This is a genomic window from Nocardioides sp. (assembly GCF_014360585.1).
GTDB lineage: Bacteria > Actinomycetota > Actinomycetes > Propionibacteriales > Nocardioidaceae > Nocardioides.
Genome location: NZ_JACIXG010000055.1, coordinates 1 through 23,908, shown reverse-complemented (window position 1 = coordinate 23,908; position 23,908 = coordinate 1). Strand labels below are relative to the sequence as shown.

The following is a 23,908-nucleotide window of genomic DNA, read 5'->3' as shown; positions in this document are numbered from 1 at the left end:
CGGTGGCGCACCCTAGGCTGGAGCCAGCATGAGTACGCCTGACCAGACCCCTGTTGCCACCATCCCGGGCCTCGAGGCCTTCGCCTCGGCGCAGCCGGCCGACGAGCCGCGTACGGACCGGCGTGGCCCGAGCGCCGAGGAGCTCCTCGACGGGCTCAACGAGCCCCAGAAGGCCGCGGTGCAGCACCAGGGTGCGCCGCTGCTGGTCGTCGCGGGCGCGGGGTCGGGCAAGACCCGGGTGCTGACCCGGCGGATCGCGTGGCTGATCTCCCAGCGCGGCGCGCACCCCGGCAGCATCCTGGCGATCACCTTCACCAACAAGGCCGCGGCCGAGATGAAGGAGCGCGTCGAGGCCCTGATCGGCAAGCGCGCCCGGATCATGTGGGTCTCCACCTTCCACAGCGCCTGCGTTCGGATCCTCCGCAAGGAGGTCGACAAGGTGGGACTGAAGTCCAACTTCTCGATCTACGACGCCCAGGACCAGAAGCGGTTGATGCAGCTGGTGCTCAGCGATCTCGACCTGGATCCGCGCCACTACCAGCCCGGCCAGGTGCTCAACTGGGTCAGCGACCAGAAGAACGAGCTGCGCGACGTCGAGACGGCCGAGAAGGACGCGCGCAACCACCTCGAGCAGACCTATGTGGCGGCGTACAAGGAGTATCAGAAGCGGCTGCGGCAGGCGAACGCCCTCGACTTCGACGACCTGATCATGTCCACCGTCGAGCTCTTCCGTGCCTACCCGGAGGTGCGCGAGGTCTACCGGCGCCGGTTCCGTCACGTGCTGGTCGACGAATACCAGGACACCAACCACGCCCAGTACGCCCTGGTCCACGAGCTCTGCGCCGACCGGATGGACGACACCGCGCTGACCGACTCCTACGCCGACGAGGCCCCTCGTAGCGACCCCGCCGAGCTGATGGTCGTCGGTGACGCCGACCAGTCGATCTACGCCTTCCGCGGCGCCAACATCCGCAACATCCTCGACTTCGAGCAGGACTTCCCCAACGCGTCCACGATCCTGCTGGAGCAGAACTACCGCTCCACCCAGACGATCCTCACCGCCGCCAACGCGGTCATCAAGCACAACAAGGGCCGCAAGGAGAAGGCGCTGTGGAGCGACGCCGGCAACGGTGAGCGGATCGTCGGGTACGTCGCCGACGACGAGCGCGACGAGGCCCGGTTCGTCTCCGACGAGATCGACAAGCTCGTCGACGGCGGGCTCAAGGCCGCCGACGTGGCCGTCTTCTACCGCACCAACGCCCAGTCGCGCGTCTTCGAAGAGGTGTTCATCCGCACCGGCCAGCCCTACAAGGTCGTCGGTGGGGTGCGCTTCTACGAACGCAAGGAGGTGCGCGACGCCCTGGCCTACCTGCGCATGCTGGCCAACCCCGACGACCAGGTCTCGCTCCGAAGGATCCTCAACACCCCCAAGCGAGGCATCGGTGACCGCGCCGTGGCCTGCGTCAACGCGCTCGCGGACCGCGACGGCCTGACCTTCTGGGAAGCGCTGCAGAAGGCCGAGGACGCCCCCGGCATGGCCACCCGCAGCCTGACCAACATCAAGGCCTTCGTGGCGATGGTCGAAGAGCTTCTGCAGATGGTCGACGCCGGCGAACGTGCCGACGTCATCTTGGAGACCGTGCTCGACCGTTCGGGCTATCTCGCCTCGTTGGAGGAGTCCGACGACCCGCAGGACGAGACCCGCGTGGAGAACCTCGCCGAGCTCGTCGCGGTCGCGCGTGAGTTCTCCGACGACCCCGTCGCGGCCCCGAGCGCGGACCCCGCCGACATCGCTGCGCTGGAAGATGCCGGCGGCACCGTGGTGCCCGGCCTGCCCGACTTCCTGGAGCGGGTCGCTCTTGTTGCCGACACCGACCAGATCCCCGACGACGAGGACGGCGTGGTCACCCTGATGACCCTCCACACCGCGAAGGGTCTGGAGTTCCCCGCGGTCTTCCTCACCGGCATGGAGGACGGCGTCTTCCCGCACTCCCGGGCCCTCGGTGACGGGACCGAGCTCGAGGAGGAGCGCCGACTGGCCTACGTCGGCATCACCCGAGCCGAGAAGCGACTCTTCATCTCGCGTGCCGTGGTCCGCTCGGCCTGGGGCGCGCCCTCCCACAATCCCGGCAGCCGTTTCCTCGACGAGCTCCCCGTCGACCTGGTCGATTGGCGGCGTACGGAGAAGGAGATGTCCTCCTGGGGTCGGCCGAGCTTTGCCGACGACACCTGGGGCGGCGGCCAGCGACTCGGGCAGCCGACCGCCGCCGGGCGCCGCAACTTCTCCTCGGCTGCGGTACGTGCCGACGCCGCGTCGAAGTCGAAGCCGGCCCGGGAGATCCCATCCCTGGACCCGGGTGACCGCGTCACCCACGACTCCTTCGGCCTCGGCACGGTGGTGACCGTCGAAGGCGCCGCCGACAAGCAGGTCGCCAGCATCGACTTCGGTGACACCGGGGTCAAGCGGTTGCTGCTGCGGTATGCGCCGGTTGAGAAGCTCTAGGCACTGGGGGTCGGCGTAGAGGATTACGCGCCGAGTCGGCGCATCCGCTCGCCTCGCTCGCTTCGCTCCAAGGCGTGCAGATGCGCCGACTCGGCTACAGGTTTACGCGCTGTGCGCGTCAGGTCGGGTCGACGCCGTGCTCGTTGAGCGCGCTGTCGGGATCGACGGCGTCACCACCACCGGGGCGGACCTCCAGGTGGAGGTGGTTGCCGGTGGAGTTACCGGTGGAGCCGACGTAGCCGATGGTCTCGCCGGGGGAGACGGTCTGACCGACCTCGACGCCGAAGTCGCTCTGGTGGCAGTACCACAGCTCCGTACCGTCATCCATCGTGATCACGGTCTTGTTGCCGTAGGCGCCGTCCCAGCCGGAGAAGGTGACCGTGCCGCGCGAGACGGCCCGGATCGGGGTGCCGTAGGAGGTCGCGAAGTCGAGACCGGTGTGGGTGCTGGACCAGTTGGCGCCGGAGGAGCCGAACGTGCCGGTGATCCGGTACGTTCCGGCCGCGAGCGGGAGCTCCCACATGTTGGACTTGAGGAACTTGTCCTGCTTGTCGGCCTGGACGTCGACGCCCTGGAGCGCCTTCTCCCGGTCGCTCGCCGCGGTGTCGGCCTCGGAGCGTTCGTCGTTACGGCTCACGGTCGCGGAGCGGTCGCCGACGACGACCATGTCGCTGTCACCACCGAGCGCGGTGGCTCCGACGAGGCGTACGTCGTCTGCGGCGACCATCGTCGGACCGCCGGTCAGCGCGATGCCACCGATGGCAGCGGCGAGGGCAGCGGCGCCGGCGGTCAGCGGGACCGTCGGGCGGCCACCGGCCGCTGCGGCGGCTGCGCGCCGGGCGCGCGGACGGGTGGGGCCGCCGATGCCAACCATGGTGCCGGTGGTCTCGACCGCCGGAAGGTCGTGCAGCTCGGGCCGGTAGGTCGCGATCTCGCTGATGCTCGGCAGGTCGATGCTGCCCGTGTCAGCGCGGAAGTAGGCCTCGGCCTGCTGCGGGTCGTGGCCGTAGGAGTAGTCGTCCTGGTAGAACGCCTCGGCGGCCTGCGGCTCTTCGTAGTAGGGCGCGTCGACGGTGTAGGTCTCGGCCGGAAGATCGATCGCCATCGAGTCGAAGTCGATCTGCTCGGGCAGTGACACCGGCGGGGCCGGGAACGTGGTCGTGTCGATCTTGAAGGAGGTCGGCGGCGCGTCGAACGCCTCCTGGAACCCGCGGGGCTCCTTGGCCTCCGGGACCTCCGGCTCGTAGGCCGGCGGGGCCGGGATCTGCCGGGCCTGACGCACGGCGCGGACCTTGCCGGTCAACGGCGCGAACGTGTTCGCCATCCGCAGCGGCTTCGGGGTGTGCGTCGGCTCGGGGGCCTGGAAGGTCGGCTCGGGAACCACGGCGGCGACCGGAGCGACCGGGGCGAGGGGCGCGACCGGAGCAACCGGGGGCACCGGCACCGGAAGCACCGGTGCGGGAGCCGGAGCCGCGGGGATGCCGCGCGGCGGGGTCTTGGTCGAGACCGCCGCGCTCGACGCGCTCTTCATCGGCGCCGGCCTGGTCGGCTGGGTCAGGAACAAGGTGAGCTCGGAGGTCGTCATGCCACCCACGCCGAGGTCTTCGAGCACCTCGGGGGTCACCTTGTCCGGGTCGATGCCCATCGAGGAGAGCAGGTCGGACAGGACCGGGTCGATCTGGACGGCCCGGCGCTGCGGCGGCACGATCGGCCGAGGAGCAACCTTCGCGGGAAGCTGCGTCGGGAACGAGCTCGGGAACGAAGGTCCGCCGTCGCCCTCGACGAGAGCACGCAGCTCCCCGGTCGAGATGCGACCGTCGTCGCCTTCGTTGTCCAGGGGAGCCCCGGTGCGGGGTGACCCGACGACCGGCAGCGCGCCGGTCTGCTCGAGGACCACGCGGTTGGGCCGGGCCTTGGCGACCGGCTCTTCAGGAGTGTCAGGGGCGGGGGATGGCTTCGCGGTCCCGACGGCGGGGGACGGCGCTGCGCGTCGCTTCCCGACGTAGGAGGTCGATCCGGTCGCTCGCGGGGCAGGCCTGGAGGCAGGGCTATCGGTCGCCGGCGCTGCGCGCCGCTTCCCAACGTAGCTGCTGCTGCTCGTGGTTGCTCCGGGGGAAGGGGTGACCGAACGCGGACTGTCTTTTGTGACGTCGGCTCGGTGGTTGCCCATCAGTTCATATCTCCGCTGCTCGGGGTTCAGACGGCGAGCCATGACTGTAACGGACCGGAGGGCGTGGTCAAGAAATGTGGGCCGCTCGTGTCGCTGATTTCACCTTCGGCAAGCACGGATTCCGTCGCTGATCTGCGTGAATCCGCCAGATTCGGAATCGGATTGCGGATTCTTCGTGTCTCGCGAAACGCGTGTCATCGGCCCATTTGGGCCCCTGTGCCGTGTCGAAATCAGCCGATTCGCGGGCAGAGGACCGCCCCGTACGTGGTCAAACGCGCCCCGCTACGGGGTGCTACGGGCTGTTACTCAACGTTGCTGATTTGTTGGTATATGTCCGGTGTGTCCGCTTGGCCGACCCCTAGTGGCGTACGTCACGTCGTGCCCCCTGGGCTCGTAACCCGACGTCAGCGGGGTCTAAGGTGCTTGACGGACACATCTGAAGACGAGGGCGTCACCGCTGAATCCCTGCGGAATGCCGCCCCGTACCGCAACATACAGACCAGGTGGATCAGTGGATCTCATGGAGTACCAGGCGAAGAAGCTCTTCGCCAAGCACGGCGTTGCCGTGACCGAAGGTGTCGTCGTCGAGACGGCTGAGGAAGCCAGGAAAGCCGCCGAGGAGATGGGCTTCTGCGTCGTCAAGGCGCAGGTGAAGGCCGGCGGCCGGGGCAAGGCCGGCGGCGTGAAGCTGGCCAAGACCGCCGATGAGGCGTTCGAGCACGCCTCGAACATCCTCGGCATGGAGATCAAGGGCCTGAAGGTCAACCGGGTGCTGATCGCTCCGGCGACCCCGCCGGTGGAGGAGTACTACTTCTCCTTCCTGCTGGACCGGTCGAACCGGCAGTACCTCTGCATCGCGTCCGTCGAGGGTGGTGTGGAGATCGAGGAGGTCGCCAAGACCAACCCCGACGCCGTGAAGAAGATCGGCATCGACCCCGGCACGGGTGTCGACGAGGCCAAGGCGCGCGAGATCGCGACCGAGTGCGGCTTCCCGGAGCCCGTCTTCGAGCAGGCCGTCTCGATGATCCAGAGCCTCTACACGGTGTTCACCGAGGAGGACGCGACGCTCGTCGAGGTCAACCCGCTGGCTCGCCTGGAGGGCGACAAGCTGGAGGCCCTGGACGGCAAGGTCTCGCTGGACGAGAACGCCTCCGAGGTTCGTCACGAGGACCACGAGCAGTTCGTCATCCGCGACGAGGAGGACCCGCTCGAGGCCAAGGCCAAGGACAAGGGCCTCAACTACGTCAAGCTCGACGGCCAGGTCGGCATCATCGGCAACGGCGCGGGTCTGGTCATGTCGACCCTCGACGTCGTCGCCTACGCCGGTGAGGCACACGGCGGCGTGAAGCCCGCCAACTTCCTCGACATCGGTGGCGGCGCCAACGCGCAGGTCATGGCCGACGGTCTCGACGTCATCCTGAACGACGAGCAGGTCAAGTCCGTGTTCGTGAACGTCTTCGGTGGCATCACCGCCTGTGACGAGGTCGCCAAGGGCATCGTCGGCGCGCTGGACATCCTCGGCAACGAGGCGACCAAGCCGCTCGTCGTGCGTCTGGACGGCAACAACGTGGACCTGGGCCGCCAGATCCTCAGTGAGGCCAACCACCCGCTGGTCACCATCGTCGACACCATGGACGGCGGCGCCGACAAGGCCGCCGAGCTGGCCAACGCCTGAGGTCAGGAGAGAGAAACATGAGCATCTACCTCAACAAGGACAGCAAGGTCATCGTCCAGGGCATCACCGGCGGCATGGGTGCGAAGCACACCGCTCTGATGCTCGACTCGGGCGCCCAGATCGTCGGTGGCGTCAACGCACGCAAGGCCGGCACCACGGTCACCCACAAGGACCACGAGGGTAACGACGTCACCCTCCCGGTCTTCGGCACCGTCGAGGAGGCGATGAAGGAGACCGGCGCCGACGTGTCCGTCCTCTTCGTGCCGCCGGCCTTCACCAAGGCCGCCGCGATCGAGGCCATCGACGCCGAGATGCCGCTGATCGTGGTCATCACCGAGGGCGTCCCGGTCCAGGACACCGCAGAGGTGTGGTCCTACCTGCAGGGCAAGGCCACTCGCATGATCGGCCCGAACTGCCCCGGCATCATCACGCCCGGCGAGTCGCTGGCCGGCATCACCCCGCACACCATCACGGGCAAGGGCCCGGTCGGTCTCGTCTCCAAGTCGGGCACGCTGACCTACCAGATGATGTACGAGCTGAAGGACTTCGGCTTCTCCACCGCCATCGGCATCGGGGGTGACCCCATCGTCGGCACCACCCACATCGACGCCCTCGAGGCGTTCGAGAAGGATGACGAGACCAAGGTCATCGTCATGATCGGTGAGATCGGTGGCGACGCCGAGGAGCGGGCCGCGGCCTACATCAAGGAGAACATCTCCAAGCCTGTCGTCGGCTACGTCGCCGGCTTCACGGCGCCGGAGGGTAAGACCATGGGTCACGCCGGTGCGATCGTGTCCGGCTCCGCCGGCACCGCGCAGGCGAAGAAGGAGGCCCTCGAGGCCGCCGGCGTCAAGGTCGGCAAGACCCCGTCGGAGACCGCTGCTCTCGCTCGCGAGATCCTGCAGTCCCTCTGACGTACGTCAGATCCTGACCGCCCCGCGACCGTCATGGTCGCGGGGCGGTCGCTGTCTCTGGGGGAATCGGTCCGAATGCGCACGACTGAGCGTCCGCACGGATTAATGTGTCGACCATGGCCAAGAAAATGGCGTGTTTGATCTCGGGCGTGGTCGGTGTGGGGCTCTCGGTTTCGATAGCGCCACCTGGCGCCGGTTCGGCTCCGGTGGCGGTTGCATCGACCCAAGGCGTGGATCGGAGCGTGGCGCAGGCGGAGCCCGCCCGGAAGACCCACATCGTCCAGCCGGGGGAGACGCTCTCCGGCATCGCCGAGAAGTACGGCGTGAAGGCCGGCGACCTCGCGACCTGGAACCAGATCGCCGACCCGGCCAAGATCCGAGCAGGGGCCAAGCTCGTGGTGAGCCCGCCCGCGAAGCCGGCCAAGAAGACCTACACCGTGGCGCTCGGGGACACCTTCTCCGGCATCGCCAAGAAGTTCGGCGTCGAGGTGGGCGAGCTGATGGCCTACAACGGCTACGAGGATCCCACCAAGCTGCTGGCAGGGAGCGAGATCAAGATCCCCGCCGCAAAGCCGAAGCTGAAGAAGTACGAGGTCGTCGCCGGTGACACGTTCTTCAGCATCGGTGAGAAGTTCGGCGTCACCGCGGATGAGCTGATGGCGCACAACGGCTACGAGGACGCCACCAAGCTGCTCGCCGGCACGACGATCGAGATCCCGGCCAAGGCGACAAAGCCCAAGCCCAAGCCGAAGCCCCAGCCCGGCACCGGGGAGACGGTATACACGACCGTTGCCGGGGACACCTATGCGAGTGTCGCCAAGAAGTTCCGCATCACCGAGAAGGCGCTGCGGAGCTACAACGGCACCAGGTCGCCCGACAAGCTGCCGCCCGGATACAAGCTGTACATCCCGTCGAGCTGACCACCCTCGCGAAAGCCGAGGCGCGGTCAGACTGCCCGCAGGGCACCCGACCTGCGGCGCCGCATCGCGTCGAGCGACTCCGCGGTCGCCTCGTCGGCCGGCATCAGGACCAGGATCTGCTGGTTGTCGGCGGCCGGGAGCTCGAGCTCCTCGACGTCGAAGCGCAGCTCGCCGGCGTCGGGATGGAGCCAGCGCCACACGCCGCCGTGGGGCGGGTCGTGGCGGTTCAGCCGGTCGGTGAACTCCGGCCCCGCCGGCTCCGACATCGCCTCGATCATCATCCGCGAGCCGACCGGGTTGGGGCCGCGGTAGAGGTTCGCCACCAGGTCATCGGCCACCCGCTCCCAGTCGGGGAACGCCTCGCGAGCGCTCGGGTCGAGGAAGGCGTACATGGTGAGGTTGGGCTCCGCGTGGTCGAGCATCCCGAGGGGCCGGGCGAGCATGTCGAACGTGGAGGTGTGGGCGAGCAGGTCGCCGAGCCGGTTGGTGAGCACGGCCAGCCCGGGCTCGAACTGCTCCACCAGCGCGCGTGCGCCGGGGCGTACGTCGCGACCGGAGGAGAAGGGCCCGAGGCACTGGCCGCCGGAGGCCATCGCGAGGGTGCGCAGGTGCTCGTGGGTGGCGGCGTCGAAGCGGAGCGCTTCACCGATGGCCCGCAGGATCTGGGGCGAGGGGTGGCGGTCGCGGCCCTGCTCGATCCGGACCAGATACTCGACGCTGATCCCGGCCAGCGTGGCCAGCTCGGACCGCCGTAGACCGGGGGCTCGGCGGCGTACCCCTTCCGGGAGGCCGACGCTCTCCGGCGTGGTCTGGTCGCGGCGGTCCCGGATGAACGAGCCGAGGGCTCCCGCGTTGGCTGGCATGCTGCCAAGCGTACGGCGCGGGCGGGCGGTGATGGTGGCCCTGCTGGGGCCAGCCTCGGCTCGGCCTCCCGCCCGCCGCTGATCCGGGCAAACCTGGGCGGCATGAACACACCACTACGTATCGCAGTCATCACCGCCAGCGTCCGGGAAGGCCGAGGGGGTCCGATCTTCGGCTCCTGGATGGCCGAGCAGGCCGAGGCGTACGGCGGTCTCGACGTCGAGCTGGTCGACCTGGCCGACCACGAGATCCCGTTGTCCCTGCCCGACGAGTCACCGAAGGCCGCCGGCGCCGACTATCCGCGGCCGGAGGGTCAGCGAGAGCTGACCGCCGCCCTCGAGGCCGCCGACGGCTTCGTCATCGTCACGCCCGAGTACAACCACAGCTACCCGGCCTCGTTGAAGTCGGCGCTGGACTGGCACTTCACCCAGTGGCAGGCGAAACCGGTCGCCTTGGTCTCCTACGGCGGCGACAGCGGTGGCCGCCACGCCGCCCTGCACCTGGAGAACGTGCTGACCGAGCTGCACGCCCACCCGATCCAGGCCCGCCTCGCTTTCCCGCGCTACTGGGAGCGCCTCGACGGGGACGGGCGGCCGAACGACCCGGAGTCCGCCGTCTACGCCAAGGCGATGCTCGCCCAGCTCACCTGGTGGGGCGAAGCCCTGAGGGCCGCGCGCGGCGAGGCGCCCTACCCCGGGTGAGACGGAGCGCCCCCGGCAGCCGATGGCTGTCGGGGGCGCTTGTCCGCGTACGTCCGGGCGACCTCAGGCGGGGACCGGCTCCTTGGCGGGCTCGTCGTCGGCCAGCAGCCCGTCCGCGGAGGCGGAGCTGTAGCGGTCGACGTCGAGGATGCCTTCGCGCTTGGCGACGATCGTCGGGACCAGCGCCTGTCCGGCGACGTTGACCGCGGTGCGGCCCATGTCGAGGATCGGGTCGATCGCGAGCAGCAGGCCGACACCGGCCAGCGGCAGACCGAGGGTCGAGAGGGTGAGGGTCAGCATCACGACGGCACCGGTGAGACCGGCGGTCGCGGCCGAGCCGACGACCGAGACGAAGGCGATCAGCAGGTAGTCGGTGAGACCCAGGTCGATCCCGAAGATCTGGGCGACGAAGATCGCCGAGATCGCCGGGTAGATCGACGCGCAGCCGTCCATCTTCGTGGTCGAGCCCAGCGGGACCGCGAAGGAGGCGTACTCCTGCGGGACACCGAGGTTCTTGACGGTCACCTGCTCGGTCACCGGCATGGTGCCCACCGAGGAGCGCGAGACGAAGGCGAGCTGGATCGCCGGCCAGGCACCGCGGAAGTACGCCAGCGGGTTGAGGCCGTTGACGCGCAGCAGCACCGGGTAGACGACGAACAGGACCAGCGCCAGACCGACGTAGACGGCCACCGCGAACCAGGCCAGCGAGCTCAGCGAGTCCCAGCCGTAGGAGGCGACCGCGTTGCCGATCAGGCCGAGGGTGCCGATCGGGGCCAGCCGGATGATCCACCACAGCACCTTCTGCACGATGGCGAGGAAGGAGCGGTTGAAGGCGAGGAACGGCTCGGCCTTCTCCCCGGTCTTGAGCGCCGCGATGCCGATCGCGAGGGCCACCACGAGCACCTGGAGGACGTTGAAGCTCAGTGCCGTCTCCGCGAGCGGGCTCCCACCGACCTGTTCGACGCTGGTCGACGCCTCGAGGCCGAGGAAGTTGCCGGGGATCAGACCCTGGAGGAAGTCGAGCCACGACGCGGACGCCCCGGTCTCGGCCGCATCCGAGGCGTTGACCGCGGTGTTGGTGCCGGGGCGGAAGAGCAGCCCCAGGCCGATGCCGATCACGACCGAGATCCCCGCCGTGATCGCGAACCACAGTAGCGTCTGCCCCGCGAGCCGGGCCGCGTTGCTGACCGTACGCAGGTTGGCGATCGAGGCGATGATGGCGGTGAAGATCAGCGGTACGACGACTGCCTTGAGCAGCGAGACGAACGAGTCGCCGATCGTGGAGAGGGTCGTCGTCAGCCAGTTGGCCTCGTCTCCGGCCCCGGGGCCGATCGCTCGCGCGACCGCGCCGAGCGCGACGCCGAGGACGAGGCCCAGGATGATCTGGACCGAGAAGGACGGCAGCGGCAGTCGCCGTCGGGCGGTGGGGGTGGTGGACACGAGGGCTTCTCCAGGGTTGTCACGGTTCGGGGCTCTGTCGGGTTCGAACGCCCTGACCCATACGTGTCTTCCCCGGGTGCGCGCGGTGTGACCGGAGTCTCGCCCGAGCTCTGACTCAGCGGAGGTCGCTGATGCCGGCTGCCACCGCCGCCTTCTCGATCGCGAGGATCCGGTCCGGCCACGAGTCAGGCTGGTCGGGCTGGTAGCACGGGTCGTTCTTGTCGCCGGTGCTCGGCGGGCACGGCCCGGCGATCTCGGCGTAGCCGACCAGGACCAGCCGGGTCTCGTACTGGGCGACCAGCTCGGTCTCGAACCAGAGACTGTCGTTGCCGTCCGCCCCGGGATACGTCGCCTGAGAGCGTGCCGCGCGCTTCGGCCCGGCATCGAGGTCGGCACTGACATCGGTGGGCAGCGAGGTGACCTCCGGGTTGACCCCGAGCTTGTTGGCCGGGCAGACCTCCTGCCACTCCATGATCTCGTTGTACGCAGCGCCGGCGGCGTTCACGTCGGGGAACTCCAGCACCGCCATGTGGACCTGGCCGACCATGGCACTGTCGGTGTCCCAGCGGTAGTCGGACGCCACCTTCGCCGACGCACCGAGCGAGGAGAGCGACTCCTTCTGGCAGGCGAGGGTCGGTACGTCAGAGGCGGGCGTGTACTGGTTCCAGCCGAGAGGGCTCTCGAAGCGGTCGAGCGCGGGAAGGGTGCTGCCGTCGATCAGGTTGGCGGCGCTGAGACCGTCCGCCGCGGGCGATCCTGTCTCCGTCGGGTCGGCGGACGGATCGCTTGGCGGTGTGGCGCCGACCATCCGGTAGGCGGCGTTGACGGCAGAGGTCTGCAGAGTGGTCGGTGACACGTAGTCCTGCACGCCGCGCTTCCGCGTCATCACCAGCACCCGGTCCTCCGCGGAGACGACGGCCGTCGCCACCTCCCAGCGAGCGTTCATCTCGGGCTCGACAGGCAGGTAGGTGACGACGTCGACGTTGCCGCCCGAGATGACACCGCCCTCGACCGGTAGCGACCCGGCCACCTCTGCTCCGTCCACGCCGGGACACGAGGCTGCGGCGTCGGTGAGGTCGCTGCGTACCCTCTCGGCCTCGTCGGCCGAGCCGAACTCGGCGACGACGGCGTTCAGAGTGCCTGCCGCGTCCGCCATCTCCTCCCCGGGCTTCGCGACGAAGTCACGGCGGACCGCCGCCTGCGCGCCGGAGTCGCTCAGGGACTCGGTGAGGCAGTCGTTGTAGGTGTCGGTGCCCTCACCGTCGTAGGTCTGCTCCTGGACCCATGCCGGATAGGGGTCGTCGGCGACGAGGTCGCCCTCGGTCGGCAGGTTGGCCCGGCTGAGGTCGCTCGGTGCGGGTGCGGGATCGATGGCCTTGTCGCCGAGTCCGGTGGAGAGGAAGATGATCGGTCCGGCGACGACGGCGGCGAGGGCGGCCGCGCCTGCGGTGACCACGGTGCGCTTCCGTCGGCGGATCTGATCACCCCGTCTCCGTGCCTCGGCTGCGGAGCTCATCGGCGCTCCGGGTGCGTCGGCGCGGAACTGGTCCAGACGCGAGATCGGATCACTCATCTCAGGCCTCCTTCCAGACGGCGCCGGGATCGTCCTCGGCGAGGAGCTCCGCGAGGGCGGCTCGTCCTCGAGCCAGGCGGGCTTTGATGGTGCCGGTGGGGGCGCCGACCTCGGTGGCCACCTGGTGGACGGGCAGGTCGGCGATGTGGTGCAGGACGATGGCCTGGCGCTGGGCCTCGGGAAGCTGCTTCAAGGCCGCGACGAGAGCCACGTGGGACTCGTCGACCGCGGGCATCTCGGTGCGAGCACCGACGGCTCTGTCGGCGGCTCGCCCTGCGTACTTCTTGCGGCGCCAGCGGCCGACCGCGAGACGGTAGGCGGTGGTCCGGATCCAGGCTTCGGGGTAGTCGACCGAGGACATCTTGCGTCGGTGCGCCCAGGCGCGGGCGAAGGCCTCCTGGACGCACTCGGCGGCTTCGTCGAAGTCGCCGATCATGGCGTACAGCTGAGCACACAGGCGGCGGTAGGACGCGTTGTACAGCGCGTCGAACTCGTGTTCGTCCATCGTTCGCCTTCCCGGATGGCTTTCCCTGACTTGTGCCTGTGCGCCAGTGTCTGCGGCGGCGTACGGGAGCGTAAAGGTCATTTGCACTGAGACCTCATCACGACAGGTCCTGGACGGCTCGGCCCACTGTGGCCTCGACCGTCTGGGCGACCCTGTTGTCCCACTCGCTGTAGTCCGACGGGTCCTCCGGCGGGCAGGCCCTGGTCGGAGGGCAGGGGCCACCGGACTCGGCGTGGGTGACCAGTACCAACCGGGTCCCGAGCTGGGCGACCGTCTGATGGTCGTACCAGGTGGCGTCGCAGCCCTGGCCGCCGCAATCACCGGCGTACTCGGCGAGGGTCTGCGCGGCGCGGTCGATCGCGGGGCTGGTGTCGACCTCGATGGATTCGACCGGCTCGGCCTTGAAGAGCTTCGCGTCGTTCATCGACGCCGGGCAGGTGTCGAGCCAGTCGTAGACCGTCTCGTACGCCCCGTCGGCAGCAGCCTTCGTAGTGAATTCCAGCACCGTCACGTTGACCTTGCCGATCTCGCCCGGGTTCTCGAGCCGGAACTCCCGGCTGACCGACTCGGCGGCCTTCAACGTGGAGAGCCACGCGCCTTGGCAGTAGAGCGTCGGGATCGACTGCGGTGCGATCTGCTGCCACACCGCGGACGACTCACCCTCCAGCGGCAGCCTCGGCAGCGACCCGGCCACGACGAGGTGGGAGTCGTCGAGGATCGCCGCGGGCGCGGACGAGGATGCGGACGAGGATGCCGACGAGGATGCCGGGCTCGACGCAGGTTCGTCAGGCGGGGCAGGCGGCTCGACGCCGACCATCCGGTGGGCGGCGTTGACCGCGGAGGTCTGCAGGGAGGTCTGAAGGAAGTCTGACGAGACCTGCTCCTTCGCGCCACGCTGACGCGTCAGAACCAGCACCCGGTCTTCGGCGACGACCACGGCCGTCGCGATCTCGGGGCGAGCGTTCGCTCCGGGATCGTTGGAGACGTAGGTGACGACATTGATGTCGCCGCGCGAGACGACGCCGCCCGCGACAGGTAGCGAACCGGCCGGACTCGCGTCGAGCGGGGTGCAGGAGGCGGCCGCCGTCGAGAGATCGGCGCGGACGTCCTCGGCGGCCTCTGGCGACCGGAACTCGGCGACCACGGCGCTCATCATCCCGTAGTCCTCCACCCCGGCGTTCAGCGACGGACCGATCGCGAAGTCGCGGCGGAAGGTCGCATCGGCCGCGGAATCGCCCAGCGTCTTGGTGAGGCATGGGTTGTAGGCGTCGCCGCCCTCGCCGTCGTAGGTCTGGGTCTCGCCCCAGGATGCCTCGAGAGGGGCGATCAGGTCCTCGGCGACCGGGAGATCGGCACGGGTCATGGTGGACGGGCCTGCGGATCCGGATGGACTGGGCGTGGTGGTGCTCGGCGTCTCGCTCGGTGGCGGTGCCGGGTCCAAGGCGCGTTCGCCGACTCCGGCGGAGAAGAAGATGATCGGTCCGGCGACGATGGCGGCCACAGCGGCGGCACCGGCGACGACGACCGCGCGACGGCGGCGTCGGATCTGATCCCCCCGTTGGCGTACCTCGGCTGCGGACTTCATCGGCGCTCCAGGGGTGTCGGCGCGGAACTGGTCCAGGCGCGAGATCGGGTCACTCATCTCAGGCCTCCTTCCAGACGGCGCCGGGTCTTTCGTCGGCAAGCAGCTCGGCCAGGGTGGCCCGTCCTCGAGCCAGGCGGGCCTTGATGGTGCCGGTGGGGGCGCCGACCTCGGTGGCCACCTGGTGGACCGGTAGATCGGCGATGTGGTGCAGGACGATGGCCTGGCGCTGCGCCTCGGGGAGCTGCTTGAGGGCGGCGACCAGGGCGACGTGGGTCTCGTCGACCGGGGGCATCTCCATCTTGACGCCGACTGCTCTGTCGGCGGCGCGGCTGGCGTACTTCTTGCGGCGCCAGCGGCCCACTGCGAGGCGGTAGGCGGTGGTGCGCACCCAGGCTTCGGGGTAGTCGACCGAGGACATCTTCCGTCGGTGTGCCCAGGCGCGGGCGAAGGCTTCCTGGACGCACTCGGCGGCTTCGTCGAAGTCGCCGATCATGGCGTAGACCTGGGCGCAGACGCGGCGGTAGGACGCGTTGTAGAACGCGTCGAACTCGTTCTCGTCCATCGCTGCCTCCCAGACTGGCCGTGCCTGATCTGGCGCTACGCCAGTCTCACCGGGTCAGATGCGTGAAAGGCAGGTCCGGTTGCATCCGGAAGGAAAAGTCTCAGCCGAGACCGTTGGAACCGAGCTCAGAGATAGTCGAGCCGGTACGCAGCGCGCTTGGCGAGCGCGACGAAGTCGGACTTGCCGATGGCGGCGGCGCCGTCGGGTACGAAGCTCATCTGGGCGACGTTGGCGCCTCGGCGGATCGCGGCCATCCGGTAGAGGACCGAGGAGTTCTCGAGCTCGACCCGGATGTCCCACACCATGATCGCGCCGTCCTTGATCGGCTCGGTCGCGATCTGCGTGACGTGGCTGCCGAGCTGCTTGTCGCTGCACTTGCTCAGCCGCGTCTTGATCGCGGCGTTGAACGCCTGCGCCTCCTTGGCGGAGCCGAACTTGCCGACGGTCTCGGTGAGCCCGAAAGTCTTGGCGAGCTTCTTCTTGGTCTCGGGGATCACGAAGTCGCGGGTCTGCGCCCCGGACATGCCCTTGACGTTGAACTGGGTGTTGTCGCAGCGGGTCTGGGCCGGGTTGGTCTTGGCCGGCTTCGCCTCGGTGCCCTCCCACGGGTCGCCGATGGTGCTCACCGGGGGAAGGTCCGTCTCGTTGATCAGCCCGGGCGCCTTGCCGGTGGCGAGCGGGACCACGGTCTCCCGCGGCCGCTTGGTCTCCACGCACGCACCTGCGTCCGGCATCGAGCAGAGGTTGTGGAGGGCGGTGCCGAGCATGGTCGAGGTCCTGGCCGCGGTCGTGCTGGACTTGCCGTCGACCTTCACGGTGACCGCGGCGGTGTGCCTACCGGTGCGAGCGACCCCGTAGGTCACTGCCCGGTTGTTCTCCCAGTCGCGGTAGGTGAAGAGGGTCGCCTCGTCGCCGATGCCCTTCACCGACTCGGTGAACATCAGCTGGTAGCGGGGCTCGGCACATGCTGCGTACCACCCCTGCATCTTCTTGTACGCCGCAGTCGCAGCCTCCGCATCGACGGATGACTCGATCGTGGTGCCGGCGGTGGTCGCCTTCGGCTTGGCGGCGAAGGTGCGCGCCAGGCTGGCCACCGGTCGCTCGCCGGCCGAGGGCTCGACCTGGCAGGGGATGGTGAGGCCGGTGCCCTCGAGGTTGTCGGAGGAGATGTCGACGGCCCAGGAGCCGCCGTAGACCTTCGCCACGTCCTCCTCGGTCATCAGGTCCTTGGCGGTCAGCTTCTTGCCGGGGATCTCGCTCGGCTCGACCTCGAACTCCTCGGCGGCCGACTTCATCGACAGCGTGTTGAGTCGGGGCGCGGTCTCGGCGTCCTGGGTGACGAAGAAGCCGGTGCCGACCAGGGCGGCGATGGCCGCGGCGGCGCCGATGGCGGTGTGCACTCGCCGGCGCACCGCGCCGGCGGTGGTGATCGCCGAGGTCTTCGGCCAGGGCTGCTCGGTGAGCACGTCGACGAGCGGGTCGAAGATGGTCTGCAGTTGCTCCGGGGGGATGCCGAGCTGGTCGCAGATGGCGGCGTTTGCGGCCTGCAGGTCCGTCTCGGTGCGGCTGATCGGGGTGCTGACCTCGCGGGCCAGCTGGGCGAGGTCGACGCTGGTGAGATGGCCCAGCAGGAAGACCTTGCGGTTGTGGAGCGGCAGGCTGCGCAGCGCGGAGAGGGTGCTGCGAGCCTCCGGCGCGATCGTCTGGTCGCGGTGGAGCAGCGGCACCGAGTGGTTGCGGATCGCCTTGGACCAGGCGATCGGCCGGACCCAGTCCTCGCGCTCGAAGTCGTCCATCGGCTTCACCTTGCGCCAGTGGTGCCAGGTGATGACCATCGCGCCCCGCACGGCGGCCTTCGCAGCCTCCAGGTCCCCGGTCAGCGACCAGGTTTGGAGAAGGAGGCGTCCACGGACGTCCTGATAGAACGCCTCGAAGGTCTCGTGGTCTGCCGTGGTCATGCCCATGTCAGCGGCCAACTCTAGGTGATTCGGTCGAATGAACGGCAATGGTCGCTGATGCACAGGTGGGTATCAGGGGTGCACAAGACCTCATCGGGCGGCGCGTCGCCCGGATCGAGGCCCTCGGGATTGGGAGGATGAGTGGCGATGTCGTCCCTGCTGCCTCCACGCACCCCTGACCGCGGGCGAGTCGCGGACGATCTCCACGATCTCCGCCACCGCCGTCCGCTGGTCGCGGTCGCCCTGCTGGGCGGCATCGGCACTGCCGGCGCCACGCTGGTGGTCTGCCTGGCGATCGGCATCCTCGGCTGGTTCATCAGTGACATGGGGGCCCACGGCGAGCCGTCGGACGCCCTGCGTGTCGCCGCGCTCGGGTGGCTGCTCGGCCACGGCTCGGGGGTCCTCGTCTCCGGAGTCGCGGTCACCCTCGTCCCGCTCGGACTGACCCTCGTCCTCGCCTGGACGATGTGGCAGGTCGGGATCCGGGTCGGCGACTCGGTGTCGCTGCACGGTCCCGATGCCAACGCCCTCGCCGACGGTGAACGCGACCTGACCGTCCCCGTCGTGGCCGGACTCTTCACGCTGGGCTACACGGCCACCGCGGTCACGACCGCGATCGTCGCCGGCACGCCGGAGACCGCACCGAGCATCCTCGGCGTTTTCGCGTGGTCGGTCGGGCTCTGCCTCGTCGTGGCCCTGCCCGCGATCTCGGTCGGCTCCGGCCGTGCGGCGTTGTGGATCACCCTGCTGCCACGCGCGGCCGTCGACGTCCTGGTGATGGTCAGGTCGGTCCTGGTCTGGTGGTTCGCGGTCAGCACCCTGCTCTTCTTCGCGGCCCTCTTCGCCGACTTCACCACCTCGATCAACGTCGTCTCCCAGCTCCACCTCGACGTCGGCGGGATCATCCTCTACTCCCTGCTCGCCGTCCTGGTGCTCCCCAACGCCGTGCTCTTCTCCAGCTCGTACGCCCTCGGCCCCGGGTTCTCGGTCGGTGTCGGAACGACCGTCACCCCGACCGCCGTGACCCTCGGGCCGCTGCCGATGTTCCCGATGCTCGCCGCGTTGCCTGACAACGGCGCCCCGCCCGCCTGGGTCGCCGCGGTGATGGCACTCGGCCCGCTGACCGCCTTCTGGGCTGTGTGCCGCGTCCAGCGCCACCGGCCGACCCTGCGCTGGTCCGAGGGTGCACTCCGCGGCGTCAGCGCCGGTGTCGTCGCCGGCCTTCTCATCGCTGTCCTGTCCGGCATCGCCGGGGGCGCGGTCGGCCCCGGTCGAATGCTCGACGTCGGGCCGAACGCCGGGCAGGTGCTCGTCAACGCCATCGCCTTCTTCGGTCTCGCCGGCCTCCTCGCCGGGCTCACGATGACCTGGTGGCACCGACGTACCCTGCCCGCTGGCGAGTGACTCCCGCGGACCTGGGTGCCGAACGGGCTGCGGTTAGCGAGGATCGAGTCGGTATCCGTAGTTGTTGACGGTGTGAATGATCCGTCGCAACGCGCGCTCGCGTGCGATCTCCTCGTTCGGGCGGCGAGCGGTCTTCCATGTCGGCTCGGTCTCGATCTTGTCGCGGAGACGACTGATGTGGGTGTCGAGGCTGCGGTCGCTGCCGGGGTGGCGACCGTTGGCGGCCGCGATGAGCAGCAGCTTGCGAGGGACGGCTTGGTGAACGTGGTCGTGGAGCAGGCGAAGGATGCGCCATTCGGCGATGGTCAGCCCGATTGCATTTGTGTCGCGTAGGAGCCGGATGCCGCCGTCGTCAAAGAGAAGCGGTCCGTTGAACCTGTCAAGCGTGATGTGCGGTTGCGCGTCGTGCGTGTGTGGCAATCCGGCCGGTACCTCTGGTGGCATGCCGGAACTATCTCCTCCCCCTGGAACGCCAGGTCGCTGTTGAGCGCGCTGGTCGGCGTGAACGCCCCCGACTTGGGGAGGTTCGCGACCTGCTCGGTGGCGTCGGTCAGTCGGGAGGAGACGCTCGGTGAGGCCGAGTACGTCTACACCGGTGCCGGTGAACGCATCATCCGCGCCGACGCGGAGGCGGTCACGATCTACCTCCCCGGTGGCCAAGAAGTCACCATCCCACGCGACGAGACCAGAAATGTCTCCGCGCACCGTTACTACACCTTCAACGGCGAGACGGTCGCTGTACGCGACGAGCGTGGTCTCGGTGGTGTTACGTCGCTGGTCAATGACCATCACGGGACACCGATCGTGTCGATCCCCAACACGACCTGGACCCAGGTCTCGGTTGCGAAGCACTACAGCGATCCGTTCGGTGCTGCGAGAGGTGCGAGGCGTGCGGCGACCGATCAGGACCGGGACGCGAACGGTTCTCCTGGCGACCGTGGGTTCCTCGGTAAGTCGAACGACACGACGGGTCTGACTCAGGTCGGGGCACGCTACTACGACTCGACGACGGGGGCGTTCGTATCCCCGGATCCAGTGCTGGATCCATCTGAACCTCGGCATTTGAACGCCTACGTCTACAGCTACCAGAACCCGACCCCGCACAGTGATCCCACTGGGTTGAAGACCGACCTCATGGGTGGTGGCGGGCGTGGTGGGTACTCCGGGTGCTCGAGCGCTTGTACTCGTCCGTGGCGCGAAGTTCTGTTTGGCCCGTCCAAGGCCAAGCCCAAGCCTGTCGTGCCCCGCGCACCGTCGAGCGTTGACCGGGCCAGGGACGCCGCGATGGCTGCCCGAGGCAGCGCCGCTGCCGCTGCTCGGGCTGAGGAGCGGGCGAACATCAACACCGCCAAGGACCAGGCTGCGATCTCCCGTGCCAACACGCGCTACGCGAAGAACAAACGCGACCGCGACGATAGCGATGAGCCGTCGATGGTGCTCGGGCACAAGGAGCACTCTGAGGCGTTGGCCAGACAGATTGGCGGATACACTTTCAATCATCCTCGATACGCAGAGTTCATCGATATGTCGGCGGCAAGCCGCAGTCGGTGTGGATGTATGAGGTCAAGAGTGTCCTGCGCAAGAATGGAAAGGTAGCGTTTGCCCTCGATGGTCTCCCTGGGACGGATCCAAATGATCAAATCACGCGGGCATATCGGCGTGGTTCCAGGGACGATTGGGACTCAGCAACGGAGTGGGAGATGTATCAAGTCGGCAAGATGGTAGAGAAAGGAAATTTAGATTGGGATCGGGTCACCTTCTATCGTCAACGAGGTAGTCAATACGTTGAGACTTCGGTCTCAAAACCGGTCAATTGGTAGCCCCCTTGAAGGTATCGGAGCGTGAACTATGAGCGAAATTCTATTTGCCTCGCCGAGAGCCTTTGTGACCTGGCAGTATTCGGCTTCCTGGCGTGGTCGACTTCTGCTTCGAAGTTCAAAGATGGAACCATATTCTACCCGAATCGATATGCACTTCATGGGTGTAGAAGCCATGGCTCTTCGGCCGTCGTATGATGGCCTAATCATTCGACGTGCAAGCGTCAACGAAGTTCGGCGAATTCAGGGTGAGTCTGGGGTTGATAATGGTCCAGAGTACATTTTCATCCTGAGTGAAGGTGAGGATGATTCCAGGGTCAGTTACGTTTGCTCTGGGAAGCCGCAATGGCACGAGGACGATGGCGAGGACGACGATCCCTCATGGTTTCCCCGAATGCCGGGCACCGCTGGTCCGGGGTGGGCGAAGTGAGAAGGTCTCAATTCTAGAACGACTCTTCGCGTCCGGGCGTAGTTGCGTTCTAACCTTGATCATTCACGACCCGGCGATCTGACCTGCGTGTAGAAAGCGCGATGCTAAAACATCATCGAGGTAATCGCCGCACTGGAGATGCCCGGGGCCACGGCGTTTTTCGAATCTTTTACCGCCGAGGGGTGAACGCATCATCCACGATGATGCGTGGGCGGTCACGATCTACCTGCTCGGTGGCCAAGAAGTATCCATCCCCCGCGATGAGACCAGAAGTGTGGCTCTTCACCGATGAGGGTGTAGCGGACGTTGGGTGGTGAAGTCTCAAGAGATCGAGGACACTCCTGGCTCGTGACATCGTGGACAGCCCCACCCGGCTCTCCTCAGACGCGGTCCCGTCGTGCGATTGGCGGGATCTGGGCGGCGCGGACACAAGGTTTGCGCTGCTCTAAGGTGGCGGCGTGGCTCTTCGTCTTGTCGTCCTCGTGTCCGGGTCGGGCACCAACCTCCAAGCCCTGCTGGATGCCTGCGCGTCCCCGGAGTACGGAGCCGAGGTGGTCGCGGTCGGTGCCGACCGTGACGGGATCCAGGGGCTGACGCGGGCAACCGACGCCGGGATCCCGACCTTCATGCACAAGGTCAAGGACTACGAGTCGCGCGCGGAGTGGGACGCTGCCCTGGCCGAGTCGGTGGCTGCGTACGAGCCTGATCTGGTGGTCTCCGCGGGCTTCATGAAGCTGGTGGGGGCTGCCTTCCTGGAGCGGTTCGGGGGGAAGACGCTCAACACGCATCCGGGGCTGCTGCCGAGCTTCCCGGGGATGCACGGTGCGCGGGATGCGCTGGAGTACGGGGTGAAGGTCACCGGGGCGACGCTGTTCATCGTCGACGCCGGGGTCGACACCGGGATGATCATGGCCCAGGTGACGGTGCCGGTGGAGGACGACGACACCGAGGAGACGCTGCACGAGCGGATCAAGGTCGTCGAACGTTCGATGCTGGTTGAGTCCGTCGGACGGATCGCCCGCGAGGGCTACACCGTCGACGGCCGGCGAGTTCGATTCGGGCCAGCCTGAACGGTTAGAGTGACGAGCACACGACTGGCGCAGGTGGGGGACCACCGGGGAGTGTGAAGAGACGGCATCGACCGCCTGGGTGCCCTCATCGAAATCATTGACCGATGAGGAGAGTGCTGTGCTCGATCAGATCACCATCAAGAGGGCCTTGGTGTCCGTCTACGACAAGACCGGTCTCGAGGATCTGGTCCGCGGGCTCCATGACGCCGGCGTCGAGCTCGTCTCGACCGGTGGCTCAGCCGCGCTGATCGAGAAGCTGGGCCTGCCGGTCACCAAGGTCGAGGACCTGACCGGCTTCCCCGAGTGCCTCGACGGCCGGGTGAAGACGCTGCACCCGCGCGTGCACGCCGGCATCCTGGCCGACCGCCGCCTCGACTCCCACGTCGAGCAGCTTAAGGAGCTCGAGGTCGAGCCGTTCGACCTGGTCGTCTCCAACCTCTACCCGTTCGTGCAGACCGTCGCCTCCGGCGCCGGCCCGGACGAGGTCGTCGAGCAGATCGACATCGGCGGGCCCTCGATGGTCCGGGCTGCCGCCAAGAACCACCCCTCCGTCGCGATCGTGACCTCGCCCGAGCAGTACGCCGACACCCTCGCTGCTGCCGCAGCGGGTGGGTTCACCTACGACCAGCGCAAGGCGCTGGCCGCGGCCGCGTTCGTGCACACCGCGACGTACGACGTGGCCGTCGCCTCCTGGATGGGCTCCGTGCTCACCGACACCTCCGACGGCACCGGTTTCCCGGCGTGGGTCGGCGGGACGTACGAGAGGTCGACCGTTCTTCGCTACGGCGAGAACCCGCACCAGAAGGCTGCGCTCTACCTCAACGGCCACGGACCGGCCGGGCTGGCCAGTGCCGAGCAGCTCCACGGCAAGGAGATGTCCTACAACAACTACACCGACACCGACGCCGCTCGACGCGCCGCCAACGACTTCGCCGAGCCGGCCGTCGCGATCATCAAGCACGCCAACCCGTGCGGCATCGCGGTTGGAGAGACCATCGCGGAGGCGTACGCAGCGGCGCATGCCACCGACCCGGTGTCTGCGTTCGGCGGTGTCATCGCGGCCAACCGGCCGGTGACTGTCGCGATGGCAGAGCTTCTCAAGGAGAGCTTCACGGAGGCGATCGTCGCTCCCTCGTACGAGGACGGGGCGGTCGAGGTTCTTCAGAGCCTGCCGCGAGGCGGGAAGAACATCCGTATCCTCGTGGCGCCCGCTGATGAGCGCACTGCGGTCGAGACCAAGCCGATCTCGGGCGGGCTGCTGATGCAGCAGGTCGACCATGTCGACTCGGAGGGTGACGACCCGGCACAGTGGACTCTTGCGACCGGTGAGGCCGCAGACGAGGCGACGCTGGCGGACCTCGCGTTCGCCTGGAAGGCGTGCCGTACGGCCAAGTCCAACGCGATCCTCCTGGCCAAGGAAGGCGCGGCCGTCGGCATCGGGATGGGCCAGGTCAACCGGGTCGACTCCTGCCGTCTGGCCGTGGAGCGCGCCAACACCCTCGCCGAAGGCGCCGAGCGTGCCCGCGGCGCCGTCGCCGCCTCCGACGCCTTCTTCCCCTTCGAGGACGGCCCGCAGATCCTGATCGACGCCGGCGTCAAGGCGATCGTGCAGCCCGGCGGCTCGATCCGCGACGAGCTCACCATCAAGGCCTGCGAGGCGGCCGGGGTGACGATGTACTTCACCGGCACTCGCCACTTCGCGCACTGATCTCACGCGGCGCGAGAACTCGTCGATCATCACCGACGTCCCGCTATGACAGAGGGTCCGAGCTTGTGAATCACTCACAAGCTCGGACCCGCAGTCAAAGCCCCGGCCGGGA

The 23,908-nt window shown here is 68.1% G+C and carries 18 protein-coding genes and 1 riboswitch; of the genes, 9 read left to right on the top strand and 9 right to left on the bottom strand.

The window, feature by feature from the left end; genetic code table 11:
• Positions 1-28: 28 nt before the first annotated feature.
• A complete protein-coding gene (pcrA, locus tag H5T77_RS17425) occupies positions 29-2,503 on the top strand; it encodes a DNA helicase PcrA (protein ID WP_292651333.1) in 2,475 nt (824 codons plus the stop codon).
• 118 nt (positions 2,504-2,621) lie between these two features.
• Here pcrA and H5T77_RS17420 read toward each other — a convergent pair whose 3' ends face one another.
• Positions 2,622-4,400, bottom strand: a complete 1,779-nt coding sequence (locus tag H5T77_RS17420; RefSeq protein ID WP_292651332.1) for a M23 family metallopeptidase — start codon at positions 4,398-4,400, stop codon at positions 2,622-2,624.
• 784 nt (positions 4,401-5,184) lie between these two features.
• On the opposite strand from H5T77_RS17420, the gene sucC reads away from it, so the two are divergent.
• The 3 genes from sucC to H5T77_RS17405 all read left to right on the top strand — a co-directional run bounded on the left by sucC (position 5,185) and on the right by H5T77_RS17405 (position 8,182).
• Positions 5,185-6,348 carry an ADP-forming succinate--CoA ligase subunit beta gene (sucC, locus tag H5T77_RS17415; RefSeq protein WP_292651331.1) on the top strand — a complete coding sequence of 388 codons (1,164 nt, stop codon included), beginning with the start codon at positions 5,185-5,187 and terminating at the stop codon, positions 6,346-6,348.
• Positions 6,349-6,365: 17 nt separating this feature from the next.
• Positions 6,366-7,262, top strand: a complete 897-nt coding sequence (gene sucD, locus H5T77_RS17410) for a succinate--CoA ligase subunit alpha (RefSeq protein WP_179656108.1) — start codon at positions 6,366-6,368, stop codon at positions 7,260-7,262.
• Positions 7,263-7,504: 242 nt separating this feature from the next.
• On the top strand, positions 7,505-8,182 hold the full coding sequence (locus H5T77_RS17405; protein WP_292651328.1) for a muramidase family protein: 678 nt from the start codon (positions 7,505-7,507) through the stop codon (positions 8,180-8,182).
• 26 nt (positions 8,183-8,208) lie between these two features.
• Here H5T77_RS17405 and H5T77_RS17400 read toward each other — a convergent pair whose 3' ends face one another.
• Positions 8,209-9,045 carry a helix-turn-helix transcriptional regulator gene (locus H5T77_RS17400; protein WP_292651326.1) on the bottom strand — a complete coding sequence of 279 codons (837 nt, stop codon included), beginning with the start codon at positions 9,043-9,045 and terminating at the stop codon, positions 8,209-8,211.
• Positions 9,046-9,147: 102 nt separating this feature from the next.
• Here H5T77_RS17400 and H5T77_RS17395 point away from each other — a divergent pair, with 102 nt between their 5' ends.
• Entirely contained in the window at positions 9,148-9,744 is a 597-nt protein-coding gene (locus H5T77_RS17395; RefSeq protein ID WP_292651323.1) for an NADPH-dependent FMN reductase, read from the top strand.
• Positions 9,745-9,807: 63 nt separating this feature from the next.
• Here H5T77_RS17395 and H5T77_RS17390 read toward each other — a convergent pair whose 3' ends face one another.
• The 6 genes from H5T77_RS17390 to H5T77_RS17365 form a co-directional block, all read right to left on the bottom strand.
• Positions 9,808-11,184 carry a dicarboxylate/amino acid:cation symporter gene (locus H5T77_RS17390; RefSeq protein ID WP_292651322.1) on the bottom strand — a complete coding sequence of 459 codons (1,377 nt, stop codon included), beginning with the start codon at positions 11,182-11,184 and terminating at the stop codon, positions 9,808-9,810.
• A gap of 115 nt (positions 11,185-11,299) precedes the next feature.
• Complete coding sequence (locus H5T77_RS17385; protein ID WP_292651320.1) at positions 11,300-12,757, bottom strand: hypothetical protein; 1,458 nt, start codon at positions 12,755-12,757, stop codon at positions 11,300-11,302.
• A gap of 1 nt (position 12,758) precedes the next feature.
• Positions 12,759-13,262: a SigE family RNA polymerase sigma factor gene (locus H5T77_RS17380; RefSeq protein ID WP_292651318.1), complete on the bottom strand. Its 504-nt coding sequence runs from the start codon at positions 13,260-13,262 to the stop codon at positions 12,759-12,761.
• A gap of 97 nt (positions 13,263-13,359) precedes the next feature.
• The gene (locus tag H5T77_RS17375) at positions 13,360-14,904 is read right to left on the bottom strand and encodes a hypothetical protein (RefSeq protein WP_292651317.1); all 1,545 of its coding nucleotides are present in this window, start codon (positions 14,902-14,904) and stop codon (positions 13,360-13,362) included.
• A gap of 1 nt (position 14,905) precedes the next feature.
• A complete protein-coding gene (locus H5T77_RS17370) occupies positions 14,906-15,409 on the bottom strand; it encodes an RNA polymerase sigma factor (RefSeq protein ID WP_292651316.1) in 504 nt (167 codons plus the stop codon).
• A 125-nt stretch (positions 15,410-15,534) separates the two neighbouring features.
• On the bottom strand, positions 15,535-17,373 hold the full coding sequence (locus tag H5T77_RS17365) for a SigE family RNA polymerase sigma factor (RefSeq protein ID WP_292651315.1): 1,839 nt from the start codon (positions 17,371-17,373) through the stop codon (positions 15,535-15,537).
• A 141-nt stretch (positions 17,374-17,514) separates the two neighbouring features.
• On the opposite strand from H5T77_RS17365, the gene H5T77_RS17360 reads away from it, so the two are divergent.
• Positions 17,515-18,771: a cell division protein PerM gene (locus H5T77_RS17360; protein WP_292651314.1), complete on the top strand. Its 1,257-nt coding sequence runs from the start codon at positions 17,515-17,517 to the stop codon at positions 18,769-18,771.
• Between the two features lie 33 nt (positions 18,772-18,804).
• On the opposite strand, the gene H5T77_RS17355 is transcribed toward H5T77_RS17360, so the two are convergent.
• Positions 18,805-19,215: a winged helix-turn-helix domain-containing protein gene (locus tag H5T77_RS17355; RefSeq protein WP_292651313.1), complete on the bottom strand. Its 411-nt coding sequence runs from the start codon at positions 19,213-19,215 to the stop codon at positions 18,805-18,807.
• 39 nt (positions 19,216-19,254) lie between these two features.
• Between H5T77_RS17355 and H5T77_RS17350 the strand changes: the two genes are divergently transcribed.
• The 3 genes from H5T77_RS17350 (at position 19,255) to purH (ending at position 23,796) form a co-directional block, all read left to right on the top strand.
• Positions 19,255-20,367 carry an RHS repeat-associated core domain-containing protein gene (locus tag H5T77_RS17350; protein WP_292651311.1) on the top strand — a complete coding sequence of 371 codons (1,113 nt, stop codon included), beginning with the start codon at positions 19,255-19,257 and terminating at the stop codon, positions 20,365-20,367.
• 1,109 nt (positions 20,368-21,476) lie between these two features.
• A complete protein-coding gene (gene purN, locus H5T77_RS17345; protein ID WP_292651310.1) occupies positions 21,477-22,088 on the top strand; it encodes a phosphoribosylglycinamide formyltransferase in 612 nt (203 codons plus the stop codon).
• A 10-nt stretch (positions 22,089-22,098) separates the two neighbouring features.
• A riboswitch (ZMP/ZTP riboswitch) is annotated at positions 22,099-22,176 on the top strand.
• 30 nt (positions 22,177-22,206) lie between these two features.
• Positions 22,207-23,796, top strand: coding sequence for a bifunctional phosphoribosylaminoimidazolecarboxamide formyltransferase/IMP cyclohydrolase (purH, locus tag H5T77_RS17340; RefSeq protein WP_292651308.1), 1,590 nt, complete (start codon positions 22,207-22,209; stop codon positions 23,794-23,796).
• Positions 23,797-23,908 lie beyond the last annotated feature (112 nt).